Source organism: Microbispora sp. CA-135349 (genome assembly GCF_050947365.1).
Classification (GTDB): Bacteria; Actinomycetota; Actinomycetes; order Streptosporangiales; family Streptosporangiaceae; genus Microbispora.
Genome location: NZ_CP192001.1, coordinates 7,685,848 through 7,701,375 on the forward strand (window position 1 = coordinate 7,685,848; position 15,528 = coordinate 7,701,375).

General features: G+C 71.1%; 14 protein-coding genes. 7 read left to right on the forward strand and 7 right to left on the reverse strand.

What is annotated here, in order from left to right:
• Positions 1 to 16: 16 nt before the first annotated feature.
• Positions 17 to 1,156 (reverse strand): cystathionine gamma-synthase, encoded by a 1,140-nt coding sequence (locus ACQPZZ_RS35395; protein ID WP_432926285.1) that lies wholly within the window; start codon positions 1,154 to 1,156, stop codon positions 17 to 19.
• A 333-nt stretch (positions 1,157 to 1,489) separates the two neighbouring features.
• Between ACQPZZ_RS35395 and ACQPZZ_RS35400 the strand changes: the two genes are divergently transcribed.
• Genes ACQPZZ_RS35400 through ACQPZZ_RS35410 form a run of 3 tightly spaced genes read left to right on the forward strand, consistent with a single transcriptional unit; the run spans position 1,490 to position 3,880 of the window.
• Positions 1,490 to 1,996, forward strand: a complete 507-nt coding sequence (locus tag ACQPZZ_RS35400) for a PadR family transcriptional regulator (RefSeq protein WP_432926287.1) — start codon at positions 1,490 to 1,492, stop codon at positions 1,994 to 1,996.
• A complete protein-coding gene (locus ACQPZZ_RS35405; protein ID WP_432926289.1) occupies positions 1,989 to 2,654 on the forward strand; it encodes an ABC transporter ATP-binding protein in 666 nt (221 codons plus the stop codon). Before ACQPZZ_RS35400 ends, ACQPZZ_RS35405 begins: the two co-directional genes overlap by 8 nt.
• Positions 2,651 to 3,880, forward strand: coding sequence for a hypothetical protein (locus ACQPZZ_RS35410; RefSeq protein ID WP_432926291.1), 1,230 nt, complete (start codon positions 2,651 to 2,653; stop codon positions 3,878 to 3,880). The genes ACQPZZ_RS35405 and ACQPZZ_RS35410 overlap by 4 nt, the downstream gene beginning before the upstream one ends.
• A gap of 210 nt (positions 3,881 to 4,090) precedes the next feature.
• Here ACQPZZ_RS35410 and ACQPZZ_RS35415 read toward each other — a convergent pair whose 3' ends face one another.
• Complete coding sequence (locus ACQPZZ_RS35415) at positions 4,091 to 5,461, reverse strand: cystathionine beta-synthase (RefSeq protein WP_363644786.1); 1,371 nt, start codon at positions 5,459 to 5,461, stop codon at positions 4,091 to 4,093.
• Positions 5,462 to 5,581: 120 nt separating this feature from the next.
• Here ACQPZZ_RS35415 and ACQPZZ_RS35420 point away from each other — a divergent pair, with 120 nt between their 5' ends.
• The 3 genes from ACQPZZ_RS35420 to ACQPZZ_RS35430 all read left to right on the forward strand — a co-directional run bounded on the left by ACQPZZ_RS35420 (position 5,582) and on the right by ACQPZZ_RS35430 (position 9,448).
• A complete protein-coding gene (locus tag ACQPZZ_RS35420; RefSeq protein WP_363644788.1) occupies positions 5,582 to 6,556 on the forward strand; it encodes an SGNH/GDSL hydrolase family protein in 975 nt (324 codons plus the stop codon).
• A gap of 47 nt (positions 6,557 to 6,603) precedes the next feature.
• Positions 6,604 to 7,971, forward strand: coding sequence for a PQQ-binding-like beta-propeller repeat protein (locus ACQPZZ_RS35425; protein ID WP_432926294.1), 1,368 nt, complete (start codon positions 6,604 to 6,606; stop codon positions 7,969 to 7,971).
• 259 nt (positions 7,972 to 8,230) lie between these two features.
• Positions 8,231 to 9,448, forward strand: a complete 1,218-nt coding sequence (locus ACQPZZ_RS35430) for an acetyl-CoA C-acetyltransferase (RefSeq protein ID WP_432926296.1) — start codon at positions 8,231 to 8,233, stop codon at positions 9,446 to 9,448.
• A gap of 48 nt (positions 9,449 to 9,496) precedes the next feature.
• Here ACQPZZ_RS35430 and ACQPZZ_RS35435 read toward each other — a convergent pair whose 3' ends face one another.
• The 3 genes from ACQPZZ_RS35435 to ACQPZZ_RS35445 form a co-directional block, all read right to left on the reverse strand.
• On the reverse strand, positions 9,497 to 9,907 hold the full coding sequence (locus ACQPZZ_RS35435) for a PPOX class F420-dependent oxidoreductase (RefSeq protein ID WP_363644794.1): 411 nt from the start codon (positions 9,905 to 9,907) through the stop codon (positions 9,497 to 9,499).
• A 182-nt stretch (positions 9,908 to 10,089) separates the two neighbouring features.
• Complete coding sequence (locus tag ACQPZZ_RS35440; RefSeq protein ID WP_142619963.1) at positions 10,090 to 10,308, reverse strand: DUF4287 domain-containing protein; 219 nt, start codon at positions 10,306 to 10,308, stop codon at positions 10,090 to 10,092.
• 187 nt (positions 10,309 to 10,495) lie between these two features.
• Positions 10,496 to 11,281 (reverse strand): Bax inhibitor-1/YccA family protein, encoded by a 786-nt coding sequence (locus ACQPZZ_RS35445; protein ID WP_432926299.1) that lies wholly within the window; start codon positions 11,279 to 11,281, stop codon positions 10,496 to 10,498.
• Positions 11,282 to 11,713: 432 nt separating this feature from the next.
• Here ACQPZZ_RS35445 and ACQPZZ_RS35450 point away from each other — a divergent pair, with 432 nt between their 5' ends.
• Positions 11,714 to 13,204, forward strand: coding sequence for a sensor histidine kinase (locus ACQPZZ_RS35450; RefSeq protein ID WP_432926301.1), 1,491 nt, complete (start codon positions 11,714 to 11,716; stop codon positions 13,202 to 13,204).
• A gap of 5 nt (positions 13,205 to 13,209) precedes the next feature.
• On the opposite strand, the gene ACQPZZ_RS35455 is transcribed toward ACQPZZ_RS35450, so the two are convergent.
• Together ACQPZZ_RS35455 and ACQPZZ_RS35460 are read right to left on the reverse strand one after the other, a co-directional pair.
• Complete coding sequence (locus ACQPZZ_RS35455; protein WP_432926303.1) at positions 13,210 to 14,181, reverse strand: asparaginase; 972 nt, start codon at positions 14,179 to 14,181, stop codon at positions 13,210 to 13,212.
• A complete protein-coding gene (locus tag ACQPZZ_RS35460; RefSeq protein WP_432926305.1) occupies positions 14,178 to 14,990 on the reverse strand; it encodes a Clp protease N-terminal domain-containing protein in 813 nt (270 codons plus the stop codon). The genes ACQPZZ_RS35455 and ACQPZZ_RS35460 overlap by 4 nt, the downstream gene beginning before the upstream one ends.
• Between the last annotated feature and the right edge of the window lie 538 nt (positions 14,991 to 15,528).

The window sequence follows — 15,528 nt, forward strand, 5'->3', positions numbered from 1 at the left end:
GAGCGGGCGGCGACTCTCAGCCCAGTGCCTCGGAGAGATCGGCCAGGAGGTCGTCGACGGTCTCGATGCCGACCGACAGACGTACCAGGTCGGCGGGAACCTCGAGCGGCGACCCGGCGGCCGACGCGTGGGTCATCCGGCCGGGATGCTCGATCAGCGACTCGACGCCGCCGAGGGACTCCCCGAGTGTGAACAGCTTGGCGCGGTTGCAGATCTCGACGGCGGCCTCCTCTCCGCCCTCGACCCGGAACGACACCATCCCGCCGAAGCGCCGCATCTGCTTGGCCGCGACCTCGTGGCCGGGGTGCTCGGGCAGGCCGGGGTAGAGGACCTGGACGACCTTCGGATGCGACAGCAGCAGGTCGACCACCCGCTCGGCGTTGTCGCAGTGCCGGTCCATGCGCACGCCCAGCGTCTTGAGGCCGCGCAGCGTGAGCCAGGCGTCGAACGGCCCGGCCACGGCGCCCATCGCGTTCTGGTGGTAGGCCAGCCGCTCGCCGAGGTCCGCCGACCGCGTCACCAGCGCTCCGCCGACCACGTCGGAGTGGCCGCCGACGTACTTGGTCGTCGAGTGGACCACCACGTCCGCGCCCAGGCTGAGCGGCTGCTGCAGGTACGGCGAGGCGAAGGTGTTGTCCACCACGAGCACCGCGCCCCGATCGTGGGCGACGTCCGCCAGCGCGGCGATGTCCGCGACGTTCAGCAGCGGGTTCGTGGGCGTCTCCACCCAGACCGCCTTCGTCTCCGGCCGGACGGCGGCGCGAACCGCGTCCAGGTCGCCGAGCGGCACCGGGTCGAAGGAGACCCCCCACTCCTGGAGCACCCGGGAGAACAGCCGGTAGGTCCCGCCGTACGCGTCGTCGGGGATCACCACGTGGTCGCCCGGCTTGCAGACGGTCCGCAGCAGCGTGTCCTCGGCGGCCAGGCCCGACGCGAAGGCCAGCCCGCGCGCGCCTCCCTCGACGGCGGCCAGCGCCTCCTCGAGGGCGGTCCTGGTCGGGTTGGCCGACCGGCTGTATTCGTAACCCGCCCGCAGGCCGCCGACGCCGTCCTGCTTGTAGGTGGACACGGCGTATATGGGAGGAACGACGGCACCCGTGTGCGGGTCCGCCTCCTGGCCCGCGTGGATGGCGAGCGTCTCGAAACCTTCGTTCATGGCCTCGAGCGTATCCGCAGGAGAAACGCGACCGTTCGCGCTAGACCGGCGACATGCGGATCAGCTCGCACGTGGCTCGGCTCTGTGGTTCGGCGTGCTGCCGCGCAGGTCATCCGCATCATGCCTGATCGTGATCAGTCCTGATCCTGCCCGAGCAGGCGGAGCAACGGCGATCACCGGCCGAGACGCTCCGCAACGTCTACGCCGGTGCGGTTACCGCCAGATCGAGCCCCCCGAGCTCGAGGCATCGCGCCGGCTGGAGTCCGGGCAGGGCGGCAGCAATCGCCGGGGTCTCTCTTCTAGCGACTATTCACTCAATGTATAGTCGCGATTATGACAACTGGTCATGTGCTACTTGGTTTCCTCGTCGAGCGCCCGAAACATGGCTACGAGCTCAAGAAGGAGCACGATCATCGTCTCGCCGGCGCCAAGCCGCTGGCGTACGGACAGGTCTACGCCACACTGCAACGCCTGGAGCGCGACGGTCTGGCGGAGGTGGCCGAGACGCAGCAGGAGGGCGGCCCGGAACGCACCCTGTATGCGATCACTGAGAACGGCAAGGCGGAGCTGGAGCGGTGGCTGAACACCGTCGAGCCGTCGGCGCCGTATGTCGCCAGCCCTCTGTTCGCCCGGGTCGCCGTCGCGGGGAAGGCCGCCGACGCCTACCTCGTGCGGCAACGCGAGGCGCACCTCGCCCGCATGCGGGAGCTGACCGCCGAGAAGGCGTCCGGTGCGCCCGCCCAGGTGCTGGCGGCCGACTACGCGCTTCAGCACCTTGACGCCGACCTGCGCTGGATCGAGACCGCGCTCGCGCGGATGAAGGAGAACAGCAATGCTTGAAGCCAGAGCCCTGGGCAAGTCGTTCGGCCGGACCAGGGCGCTGACCGACGTCTCCCTGACGATCGCGGAGGGCGAGATCGTCGCCATCACGGGGCCGAGCGGCGCGGGCAAGTCGACGTTGTTGCACTGCCTGGCCGGGATCGTCCGGCCGGAATCCGGCGAGGTCGTCCTGGACGGCAGGCGGATCGACACGCTGCCCGAGGCGGAGTTGACCAAACTGCGGCGCGAGAGCTTCGGTGTCGTCTTCCAGTTCGGCGAGCTGGTGCCCGAGCTGACCGCGGCGGAGAACGTCGCGCTGCCGTTGCTGTTCAACCGGCATGGCAGGCAGGAGGCGATGACCGTCGCGGCGCGGTGGCTGGCCCGGCTGGAGGTGTCCGATTGCGCCGACCAGCGCACCGGTGAGTTGTCCGGGGGGCAGCGGCAGCGGGTGGCCCTCGCGCGGGCACTGGTGACCGGTCCGCGCGTGGTCTTCGCCGACGAGCCCACCGGGGCGCTGGACACGTTCGGCGGCGAGCAGGTGATGAACGCGCTGATCGGTACGGCCCGCGCCAGCCGTACCGCCGTCGTCCTGGTCACGCACGACAACCGGGTGGCCGCCTACGCCGACCGGGAGATCGCCTTGCGCGACGGAGCGGTGCTGGCAGGGGTGCAGCGATGATCACCGTGCTGCGGATGTTGAACAGGGGACGCTCGCGGGCCGAGCGGGTGCGCGCCCGGCTGGTCGTCACGGGCGCAGCGGTGGCGACGTTCCTGGTCTGCCTGGCTGTCAGCCTGGCGGACTACCAGGCTGAGGGGGATAACTCGCTCAAGGGGCTCGGTCTGGCCCTGCTGGCCGTACCGGTCGCCGGCCTGGTCCACCAGGCCAATCGGCTGGCCTCGGCCACCAGGGAGCGGCGGCTGGCCGCCCTGCGGCTGGCGGGGGCGACGCCGGGTGACGTGCGGCGGCTGGGCATCCTGGAAGGAGGCGTGCTGGCACTGGGCGGCTCGCTGGGCGGCGGCGCGCTCTACGTGGTCACGCATCTGTCCGGGCCGCTGCCGCAGGTGCCGGTGGTTGTGGCTGTGGTAACGCTCGGCGGGGTTCTGTCGGGGGCACGCGCCGGCCGTCACGTTGTCGCCTCCCCGCTGGGAGTGGCCCGCCGTGCGCGTGTGCGGGGGCCGCGGGTGCGGGACCTGCTCCTGTTCGGGGCGGGCGTCGGTTTCTTCGTCCTCGGAGCCGTGGTGAAGGGCCGTTTTCCGCTCGTCAGCACGTACGGGTCCGTGGTGGCCATGACGGCCGGGCTGGTGCTGCTGCTGTTCGGCGTGACCTTGGCCGCGACCTGGGCGATCGGAGCGTACGCCCGCCGGGCCGGTCGGCGGGCCCGGTCGGCGGAGGCGCTGCTGGCCGCGCGGCTGGTCGAGGCGGATCCGCGGGCGTGGGCCAGAGCCCTGTCCGTGGTGAGCCTGACGGTGTTCTTCGGCGCGGCGGCCGGGGCCCAGCAGGCCGGCGGTGACTACTCCCAGGCCCACGCCCTGGTGGACGTCGCGCTCCTGGTGGCCCTGGTGATCTCGGCGGTCGCCCTGGTGGTGCACCAGGCGGAGGAACTGATCGACCTTCGCCGCTCGTTCGCCGCGCTGGCCGCTTGCGGGGTGCCGGAGCGGGCGCTGGGAGAGGTGCTCGTGCGGCAGGCGGTCATCGCCGCGTTGCCCGTCTGCGTGGTGGCGGCCGTTTCGGGAGTTGCCGTGGTGGTCTTGGCCACCGTGGACGTCTACCAGGGTCAGTGGCTCAGCTGGGCCGTTGCCAGGGCCGTGGCCATGGCGGGCGTCGGAGTCCTCGCCGCTGTGCTCGTCGCCCTGGCGGCACGCCCTCTGCTGCGCGGCGCACTCCGTTTCGAGACGCGGACATGACCGTGATCACTGGAGGTCTCCGCTCCGGAGCAGCCGGCGGCGTTCCGCGCCGAGGTGTACTCGGTGTTCGGTAACTGGGCGGATGCGTTGTTTGAGATTGTCGACGCGCTGAGGGGAGCGGCCCGGCGTCGGCACTCCAACTGTGTGCGGTAGTGCGCCGGGCGCGGGCATCCGCCCGCGCCCGAAGCCCGTTGTTCTTCGAACTGCCAGCTAGTGGTTGGCCAGGAAGGCGAGCAGGTCCTGCCGGGTGACCATGCCGACCGGCTTGCCGTCGTCGAGGACCACCGCGGCGTCGGCCTTCTCCAGCGCCTCGACCGCCCGGGCCACCGGCTCGCCGGAGCCGATCATGGGCAGCGGTGCGGACATGTGGCCGCCGATCTCGTCCTCGGACCGCACCCGGCCGCGGTAGAGGCCCTCCAGCAGGTCGCGCTCCACGATGGAGCCGACGACCTCGGCCGCCATGACCGGCGGTTCCTCCTTCATCACCGGAAGCTGGGAGACGTTGTACTCCCGCATGATCGAGATCGCGGTGCCGACCGACTCGTGTGGGTGAACGTGGACGAACTCGGGCAGCCCCGGCGTCTTGCGGCCCAGCACGTCGCCGACCAGGCCCTCATCGCTCGTCTCGGTGAGGAAGCCGTAGTCGGCCATCCACTCGTCGTTGAAGATCTTCGACAGGTAGCCGCGGCCGCCGTCCGGCAGCAGCACGACCACGACGTCGTCCGGCCCGGCCGCCTGGGCCACCCGCACCGCCGCCACCACCGCCATGCCGCACGATCCGCCGACCAGCAGCGCCTCCTCGCGCGCGAGCCTGCGGGTCATGCCGAACGAGTCCTTGTCGGAGACCGCGATGATCTCGTCGCAGATCGAGGTGTCGTACGTGACGGGCCAGATGTCCTCGCCCACACCCTCGACCAGGTACGGCCGGCCGGTGCCGCCGGAGTAGACCGAACCGACGGGGTCGGCCCCGATGACCTTCACCCGGCCATCGGAGATCTCCTTGAGGTACTTCCCGGTCCCGCTGATCGTGCCGCCGGTGCCGATGCCCGCGACGAAGTGGGTGATCCTTCCCTCGGTCTGCTCCCAGATCTCCGGGCCCGTCGAGTGGTAGTGGCTCGCCGGGTTCTCCGGGTTGGAGTACTGGTCGGGCTTCCAGGCGTTCGGGATCTCGCGGGCCAGCCGGTCCGACACCGAGTAGTACGAGTCGGGATGGTCCGGCGAGACGGCGGTCGGGCAGACGACGACCTCCGCACCGTACGCCCGGAGCACGTTGATCTTGTCCTGGGCGACCTTGTCCGGGCAGACGAACAGGCAGCGGTAGCCCTTCTCCTGCGCCACGATGGCCAGCCCCACGCCGGTGTTGCCGGAGGTCGGCTCGACGATCGTGCCGCCGGGCTTGAGCGCGCCGCTCCGCTCGGCCGCCTCGATCATCCGCACCGCGATGCGGTCCTTCACCGAGCCGCCGGGGTTGAAGTACTCCACCTTCGCCAGCACCTGAGCGGGCGCGCCCGCCGTGACCTTGCGCAGCCGGACGAGCGGGGTGTTGCCCATCAGCTCGATCAGCGAGTCGTGTACGCGCACCGCGATGACCACCTTGTTGCCGAAGCTTGTCAGCCTGCCGTCAGCCGGGGTCCCGGTAGGGGTGGCCGGAACTCGGCTAATTTCTTACTTCAAACCGTACCGTGAGCGTGGGGAGGGCGGGTGGTCTGGACATCCGGCGCGGCGCGCGCCGCCCGGCGCATCGCCACCGCCGCCGCCCTGGGCGGCGGCGGGCTCACGGCCCTCGGAGCGGTCACGTACGGCCTGCTGATGGCCGAGGCCATGGTGGCCCGCCGCATCGTGGGGCAGCCGCACGGCCTCGACGGCCCGAAGGCCGACGGCGTGTACGGCGCCTACCCCGGGGAGCCGATCCGCATCGCCGTCCTCGGCGACTCCCTCTCCGTCGGCCTCGGCATGACCCGCCCCGAGGACACCCCGGCCGTCCGCATCGCGTACGGGCTCGCGGCGGTGGCCGAGCGCCCGGTCAGCCTCACCGTGGCCGGCCGGTCGGGCGCCGCGTCGGTGGACCTCGGCGTCCAGGTGGACCGCGCGCTGGAGACGCGGCCGGAAATCGCGGTCGTCTTCGTGGGGGCCAACGACGTGACCACGGCGACCCTGCCGGCCCGGGCCGTACGGCACCTGCAGAAGGCGGTACGCCGCCTGCGCGAGGCCGGGGCCCAGGTGGTCGTGGGAACCTGCCCGGATCTGGGCACCGTACGCCCGATCGCGCAGCCGCTCCGGTGGGTCACCCGGCGCTGGTCGCGGCAGCTCGCCGCGGCTCAGACGGTCGCCGTCATCGAGGCGGGCGGCCGGACCGTGGCGTTCGCCGACCTGCTCGGACCCGAGTTCGACGCGAACCCGGCCGAGATGTTCGGACCTGATCGTTTTCATCCATCTGCCCGAGGTTACCTACAAGCCGCGTACGCAGTGCTACCGTCTGTATGCGCTGCGTTGGGGTTGTGGCCCGAGCCGGAACCCGTGCGCGTCGAAGGATCGCAATACCTCTTGGCCGCGATGGCCGTGGAGGAACCCGGCACCGAGGTCACCGCGACCCGTGTCGCCGGCCGGGCGGTCGGCCCCCATGGACGGTGGGCGGCGCTGCTCCGCCGGAGACCCGGGCCGCTCCCGGACGCCTAGAGCCGGTTACCTGCCGCGGCCGGGCCATCACCCCCTGTAGGAGCGAAATGATCCGGCCCCAGCTGACCCACGCGAAACCCGCTCTGGCACTCGCCGCGACCGCCCTGCTGACCGGGGGCGCCCTCACCGGCTGCTCCGGTGGCGACGAGGCCGCGAAAGACACCCCGGCCTGGCAGAACACGCAGGTGAACGCGGTCAGCCGGCCCACCACCGGAGGAGGTGTCGCGGCCACCACCTCCATGCGGCCCGACGGCTCCCTGGAGACCGTCGCCCTCGACCTCGCCACCGGCCGACGGCTGTGGGCGCATCCCGCGACGATGGTGGGGCGGCTCCCCGGCATGGGGGTGCAGGCTCCCTCGACCGTGGAGACCGGCGGCGGGCAGGCCGTGGTGGTCGCGCTCGACCCCGCCGCAGCCGGCCACAAGGGCGCCACCCTGGTGGCCAGGGACGCCCGCACCGGGCAGCAGAAGTGGGTCAGGCCCGTGCGGTCCACCTTCGGGCCGCAGCGCTGCGGGCCGTACGTCTGCGTCTCGGAGGACACCGCGCTCTCGTCGGCCCGCGTCGTGGTCCTCGACCCCCGTGACGGCGCCGTGAAGTGGCGCCTGCCCGGCATCGCCGAGGTCGAGTGGTCCGACACGGCCAAGGTCGTCCTGCTCAGGCTCGCCTCCCACCCGGTGCTGGAGGCCCGCACGCTCAAGGACGGCAAGACCGTCTGGCAGCTGCCGATCGAGCAGGCCCTCGGCCCCGGCGTCGACCTGAGCGGGGGCTGGGCGTTCGGCGCGACGGGTGACAAGATCATCGGGTACGTCGCCCCCTACACCAATCCCCAGACCAAGGAGACCTCGACCTTCGGCCTGTTCTCCGCGCGTCTCGCCGACGGTGCCGTCGACTGGATGCGGCCGTCCGTCGTCCGCGTCTACCCCAGCGGGAACCCCGCGTACGCGCCGGTCGTCCGGCCGGTCGACGAGCAGGGCCAGTACGGCGGGTTCGCCCGGCTCGACGCCGAGACCGGACGGGTCCTGGGGCAGATCACGCCCACGCAGGTGCCCGGATCGGGCTGGTGGCTCGCCTTCCCGCCCGAGATGAACAAGCTCGGCTTCCTCAAGCGCGACGCGCCCGGCTCGGTCTTCGATCTCAGCACCGGCGAGCCGACCCCGGTGAGCGGCGCGACCGGCTGGTCGTTCTGCGTGACCGACCCCAAGCCGCTGCCGCTGCGGGGCATGATCCCCGGGTTCTACTCGATCGCGGCGCTGTGCGAGTTCGACCTGGCCACGGGCAAGCGCAAGGACTCCTCCTCCGCGCCGCCCTCCTGGTTCACCGGCAGCCAGAACGGCTGGCGCCTGTGGCGCGACGAGAAGGGCGGCCTCCACGCCCTCAACGACGGCACCGCCACCACCCCCGGCATGTACGGCTGAGCGGGAACCACCGAGCGAGCCGTCGGGGTGCGCCGGTGTCTGGACTGAGGAGAGAGGGAGTGAGGAACGAACTCCCGAACGACGAGGGAAGACATCGGAAGTGAGCGCCCCGACGGTGAAGCGGGAAACACTGTGCATCAGTACAAAGTTCTGGTGCGTGGGGTCCGAGACGTGGCGAGGGGCGTACCGAGGGGTAACCTCCGGGGAGGAGGCCCCGCGAACCCTGGTGGAGGGGCACGAGATCAGGCAGGAGAGTCACATGCCCGAGGCAGTCATCGTGGCGACCGCGCGTTCGCCGATCGGCCGCGCCTTCAAGGGGTCACTCAAGGACATCCGCCCGGAGGACCTGACCGTGCAGATGATCCGCGCCGCGCTGGCGAAGGTGCCGCAGCTCGACCCGAACGACGTTGACGACCTCATGCTGGGCTGCGGGCTCCCCGGCGGCGAGCAGGGCCACAACATGGCGCGCGTGGTCTCCGTGATGCTCGGGCTCGACACGGTGCCGGGCACCACCGTGACCCGCTACTGCTCCTCCTCTCTGCAGACGACGCGGATGGCGTTCCACGCCATCAAGGCCGGCGAGGGTGACGTGTTCGTCTCGGCAGGGGTCGAGACCGTCTCCCGCTTCACCAACGGCAGCTCCGACATGCCGCAGGCGCAGAACCCGCTGTTCGACGAGGCGAAGGCGCGGACGGAGGAGACCGCGAAGGGCGGCGCGCCCGTGTGGCGCGACCCGCGCGAGGACGGCGCGCTGCCCGACGTCTACATCGCCATGGGCCAGACGGCCGAGAACGTCGCGGCCCTGCGGGGCGTCTCGCGGCGCGAGCAGGACGAGTTCGGCGTGCGCTCGCAGAACCTCGCGGAGAAGGCCATCGCCAACGGTTTCTGGGAGAGCGACATCACTCCGGTGACGCTGCCCGACGGCACCGTGGTGGGCAAGGACGACGGCCCCAGGGCCGGCACGACGTACGAGGCGGTCTCGCAGCTCAAGCCGGTCTTCCGGCCGGACGGCACGGTGACGGCGGGCAACTGCTGCCCGCTGAACGACGGCGCCGCCGCGGTGATCGTCATGAGCGACACCAAGGCCGCCGAGCTGGGCATCACGCCGCTCGCCCGGATCGTGTCGACCGGCGTCACCGGCCTGTCGCCCGAGATCATGGGGCTGGGCCCGATCGAGGCGTCGCGGCAGGCCCTCGCCCGCGCGGGCATGTCGATCGGCGACGTCGACCTGGTCGAGATCAACGAGGCGTTCGCCGCGCAGGTGATCCCCTCCTATCAGGAGCTGGGAATCGACATCGAGCGGCTCAACGTGAACGGAGGCGCCATCGCGGTGGGCCACCCGTTCGGCATGACCGGAGCCCGCATCACTTCCACCCTGGTCAACAGCCTGCGGTTCCACGACAAGTCCATCGGGCTGGAGACGATGTGCGTCGGCGGCGGCCAGGGCATGGCGATGGTGCTGGAGCGGCTGTCCTGATCGGAGAAGCCGACGCCGGTCCCGGCGCGCGCCGGGACCGGCACGGACTCAGCCGTGGTAGTCGGGGCCCGCGCGGGTGGGCTCAACCCGGATGATCACTCGCTTGTCCCGGATCATCGCGGCGCGGTAGTCGTCCCAGTCCGGGTGCTCGCCGCTGATGTCGCGGTAGTACTGCACCAGGTGCTCCATCGCGTCCGGCAGCGAGACGACGTGGGCGGTGCCCTCGATCTGCATCCACTGGCCGTAGAAGGCGTCGGTCATCACAGTGAGCACGACCTGCGGGTTCTCCCGCAGGTTGCGGGTCTTGACGGCCGTCTCGCGGCTGCTGATCACGATATAGCCGTCTTTGTCGCAGCCGACGGTCACTGGCGAGGTTTGCGGCCTTCCGTCTGAGTACCGGGTCAGCATGACCGCTCGGTGGTTGTTCCTGACGAACTCACGCGCCTTGTCGAGATCCATAGAACAATGATGCGCCCGCACCGGATCGGTGCGGGCGCATCACTGCTGCCTGTGGACGCTACTCGGGACGGGTGGTCGCCGGGAGCTCACCCGGCTGCCGGGAGCGTGTCCGCTCGCGGCTCGCTGCTGCTGCGTGCTGTGGACGCGGGACGATGCTGCCCCGCCCGCGCTCGGATCGGTCGCTAGAAGCGGCGGCGCCGTTCGTGCTCGAGGACGATCGCGGCGGCGTAGCCGTGGCTCAGCCCGTGCTCGTCGGCGAGCCAGTTGGCCCGCTCTTCGCAGCGTAGGAACGACGGGCCGTTGTCGATGGCTTCGAACCACTCTGGGAGGTCGCGCCCGGTTATGGACGGGACACGGGCGATCAGCTTGGTCTGGGTCTCCGGTGAGTGGTTCAACGACATGGGCACCTCCACGGAAAAGGCTGCTTTGTGTCACAGTGCATCACCGCTCCGCGCTTGACAAGCCCTCAGCGGCATTGATTTGTTACAAGATGTTGATCAAAAGTTACGGCAGCGATCACCGGATCCTGATATAGAGCGACAAAGGGGCGCCGCTCCCGAAGGAACGGCGCCCCTTGCGCTCGTACGGCTAGTCGTTGCTTGTGAAGTAGCTGATGAAGCGGAGGATCTCCAGGTAGAGCCAGACGAGGCTCAGGGTCAGGCCGAAGGCCATCAGCCACGAGTAGCGCTCCGGCACGCCGGCCCGCACTCCCTGCTCGATCTCACTGAAGTCGAGCAGCAGGAAGAAGCAGCCCAGCAGGATCATGGCGATGCTGAAGATCCAGCCGAGGGGCGTGTCGGCGCGCAGGCCGAAACCTCCCGGAAGGAAGAGGCTCCCGATCCAGTTGAGCAGCATGAGGCCGATCGCGGCGAACCCGGCGGCGATCACGAACTTGGCGAACTTCGGCGTCGGCCGGAAGATCTTCAGCGTGTACACCGCGAGCGTGCCGCCGAAGGCGACCATCGTGCCGAGCACGGCCTGCAGGACGATGCCGTCGGTGGCCTCGTTGTACATGTGGCTCAGCACACCGATGGCGAGGCCGTAGCACACGGAGTAGCCGAGGATCAGCGCCGGGTTCGTGCTCTGCTTGAACGACACGATGAGCCCGAGGATCAGGCCCACGATCATCGCCGGCGCCGCGAGCCCCCAGCCGAGGTCGAGGGACCAGGCCAGGGCCGCCGACACGACGAGCGTGCCGAGGGTCATGAAGCCGCGCACCACGACGTCGTCGATCGTCATGGTCCGCGCTCCCGGGGGAGCGTACGAGGGCGTGGCGTACATCTGGTTCAGCTGCTGCACGCTGGGCGTGGGACCGGCCCACGCCTGCTGACCAGCCGCCCCGCGCCGACTGAATATGGGGTTCTTACTCTCCATTCGCTTCCTCCAGGACGCGACTCACTGATCAGCCGCTGCGCGGCCTAGTGGGGATGGTGCCCGAGGAGCGGTGCCCCTACAAGCGGGAGCGCCACTCCACCACACTGGTAACGATCAGGATTTCCGGCGAGTTCCCGCCGGCGCCTCCCGGAAACCGGCCGACGCCGATCACAGGGACAAAACTTGAATAATTCATTCAGTTGAGTTCTTCAAGTCTAGTGCTAGCGTGAGCTGAAGCCGAAAAGTAGCGGCCTGACCAGGCAGATCGCTTCAGTGATCATTTGCCTGCCGTTGCTGACCTCTCAAGTCACAGGCACAGGGCACGCGGCCGGCCACGTGGACTCGTGAGCCGCCGCCCGCCACGTGCCGTAGGGGAATGTCATCGCGAGGAGGACGGCGATGAAAGTCAGCGGCCCACCGTTACTGCGAAGGTTGCGGCCTCATTCCATCCGAGGGCGCATCACGGTTCTCGTCACCGCGCTCGCCACCCTGCTGCTGATCCCGACCGGGATCCTGGGCAGCATTCTGGCCCGGCAGGCGTTCTCCACCGCGGTCTGGCTCGACGCGCGGCAGGAGGCGGCGCTCACTGCCGCCGCGTGGCGTACGGGTCATTTCCACGGCGGCATCACCCCGCAGGTGGCCGGGATCGACCTGGTCCAGGTGGTGGCTCCCGACCGGCGAGTGCTCGCCGCGTCGCCCGCCGCCCGGGGGATGGCCCCGCTGAGCTCCTTCTGGCCGTCACAGCAGGACCCGATGCAGGATCTGCAGGCCTGTCCGCACTACGGGATCGGCTGCCTGCGTCTGTCGGCGCTGCGGGTGACGCCGGGGTCGGACTCCCCCGTCGTCTACGCGGGACGTCCCGTCGACGGGTTCACGCCCGTCGCGATGTTCGACCTGCTCTTCACCGTGGAGGTCGCCGCGCTCGTGCTTCTCACCGCCTGGGCCACCTGGAAGGTCGCCGGGCGCACCCTGCTGCCCGTCGAAGCGATCCGCAGCGACCTGGCGGCCGTCAACGTGAACGACCTGGACACCCGGGTGCCCGTACCGGCCGGGGACGACGAGATCGGGCGGCTCGCCCGCACCGTGAACAGCACGCTCGCCCGCATCGAGGAGGCCAAGCGGATCACCGAGCGGGCGCTGCGGCGGCAGCGCGAGTTCGCCGCGGACGCCTCCCACGAACTACGCACTCCTCTCGCCGGCCTGCGCACGCAGCTGGAGGAGGCGCAGCTTCACCCCGACGAGACCGACCTGCGGTCGCTGCTCAAGGACGCGCTGCTCGACGTGGAACGGCTGGAAGCGATCATCGACGACCTGCTCCTGCTGGCGAAGGTGGGGGCCACGGCCCCGGACCGCACACTCGTGGACGTGTCGGAGCTGGTCAGGGATGAGGTCGCCCGCCGGACGGACCGGATACCGGTGCGCCTCCGGCTCGCGGACGGGGTCAGGATGCACGCCGCTCCGCGTCATCTCGCCCGGCTGCTGACCAACCTGCTCGACAACGCCCAGCGGCACGCCCGCAGCGTGGTGGAGATCGGGCTGCGGCGCGACGCCGGCTTCGTCGAGTTGCGGGTCGGCGACGACGGGCCAGGCGTCCCGGTGGGCGAACGAGAGCGCGTCTTCGAGCGGTTCGCCAGGTCGGACTCGGCGCGCAGCCGAGGCATCGGAGGCACCGGGCTCGGCCTGGCCATCGCCCGTGACATCGCCCGCGCCCACTGCGGCACCCTCGTGGCGGCCGAGTCGGCGCACGGCGGCGCCGAGTTCGTGCTGCGCCTGCCGGTCTCCGGCTGCCCGCCGATCGCCGGCGCCGCGCCCTCTCGGGCCGCGACCGGCCATGCCACGGGCCCGTACGCCGAGCCGTCGCAGCCGGAGAACGCGCCCGGGCCGGAGGACACCTGGGCGCCGGCGAACCAAGGGCGCGCCTGACAGGGTCACAGGCCGGCGAACCAGTCCCGGACGGCCCGCCGCCCGCCCCCGCCGAGCGCCACCATGAGGGCGTAGCGGGCCTTCACCGCCGTCAGTCCGCGTGCCCCGACGGCGCCGACCTTGGCGGCCAGTCCCAGGCCCAGTGGAAGGTCGTCCAGCGGGACCGGCCGGGTGCGGCACCGCGAGGCGACCACCACGGGGATGTCCCACTCCGTCAGCTCACTGATGGTCGCGTACAGGGTGATCGGGACGTTCCCGGCGCCGGTGCCCTCGAGCACGATTCCCCTGGCCCCTGCGTCCACGACGGACGTGAGGAGCACGGGGTCCATCTCCGGGTACGTCTTGACGAGCGCGACGTGGGTCTCCGGCTCTCCCCGCGCGGCGGGGGGTCGCGGCGGAGGTACGGCCGTCAGCTCGGCCCGCCCGTCCACCACCCGGCCGAGGATCGGCGCGGGAGCCGAGGACATGGCCGCCACGCCCGTCGCGTCGGTCATCGTGACCCAGCGGGCCGCGTGCAGTTCGTCGTTCACGCAGACCACCGCGCCGGCGCCGCGAAGAGCGGGATCGGCGGCGGCGACCAGAGACGACGCGAGGTTGCGCGGGCCGTCGCTCGACAGCTCGTCCAGCCCGCGCACGGCGCCGGTCAGCACGATGCCACCGCGGAGAGCGGCCGGCCCGGCGAGCAGGTCGGCGAGGAAGGCCGTCTCCTCGATCGTGTCCAGGCCGTGGGTGACGACCACACCGTCGAACCCCTCGTTCAGCAGGGCCGACCGGGCACGCCGGGCCAGCCGCAGCATGGTGGAGGGCGAGGTGTCCCAGCTCGGCTCGGCCTGCACGTCCTCGGTCACGACCTCCACGCCGAGATCCCCGGGCACGGCCGCCAGCAGGTCGGCGGCCAGTGCGAGCCCCGGGCGGCCGGTGTGGCGGGCGTACGCCATGACGTCGCCCGTCGCGAGCAGCAGCACGCGACCGGTCACGACGCGTCGCCCTCGCCGGGTGCGGCGACTCCGGCGTGCCGCTCGAGCCGTTCGACGCGCTGAAGGAGCGGAGCGATCTCCTGACGAACGACCGCCGCCACGATCTGCGCGGCGTTCTGGGGAAGGTTCTGAGAGGCGTTCTGGGACGCGTCCTGTCCCTGAGCCCGGAGGTGGACGTAGCCGGCGAGCGCCGCGGCGACCGCGCGCCGCGTGAGGCGGGGCTCGGCGCCCCGCGCCCGCAGCACGTGCCCGGCGGTTCCGTCGGGCTCCGCGACCAGACCGAGCAGCAGATGTTCACATCCGATGTAGTTGTGCCCCAGCGCCTGGGCCTCGGTGACCGCCAGTTCGAGGGCGCCCGCCGCGGACGCGTCGAACCGGCTCGGCCCGTCCTTCCGGGCCCCCTCGTCCCCGGCCCGTTCCCGGCCGGCCGCCCCGGCGGGTGCGGACGGGCGGCTCGCGAGGTCGCGTTCGAGCAGGGCGGGCTCGATCTCCATGGCCCGCAGGACGTGCAGGGCGAGGTTCTGCCCCTCGGCCAGCATCGCGGCGAGCAGGTGCTCGGTGCCGACGCCGGAGGCGCCCTCGGCCCGGGCGCGTTCCAGCGCCAGCCGGAAGACGGCGCGGGTCCTGGGCGTGAAGTGCGACAACCGGGGGTCGTCGATCTCGAAATCGCCGATGACGCTCTCCCGGATGGCGGCCACACGGCGGACCGCCTGCTCCAGCGCCCGCTGACAGATCGCGGACACCGGCAGAGCCGCCTCCTTGACCGCCTCGGCGAGATCGTCCGGCAGATACACGTTGATCTTAGGCATGAGCCATTTATAACCCTAATGGGGGTACACGTCTATACCCCCAACCGGGGCGTCAGGGACGCGTGACGAAGCAACCGAGGAAGTGGCGGGCGGAGGCGGTGTCCAAGGCGGTGGTTGACGTTGGTCCACGCGCGGGATGTAGCGACCGGTGGAGACCTTGTCCCCGTCCTTGTAATGGCGGGCGAAGGAGACCCGTGCGGTCTTCTGCCCCTCACCTCCACAGAGGCCGGTCAGCCGGTCGCCCGGATATCGCGTACGCCGCCGTGCACCCACGGCAGCCGTCCGCCCCGCCGCGACCACGAGGAGGACCGCCCCCCAAAGGAGGGGCGGCCATTGTGATGCGGTTACGGTCGGTCACCGCGGCCCCCGGGTATGCTGCCCGCCGCCGGGATGTCCGCCGCCGCCCGGGTGCCCGGGGTGGACGGGATGCCCGGGATGCCCCGGATGGACCGGATGCCCAGGGTGCCCGGGATGGACGGGATGCCCAGGGTGTCCCGGATGCCCTGGATGTCCGGGATGGACCGGATGGACGGGATGC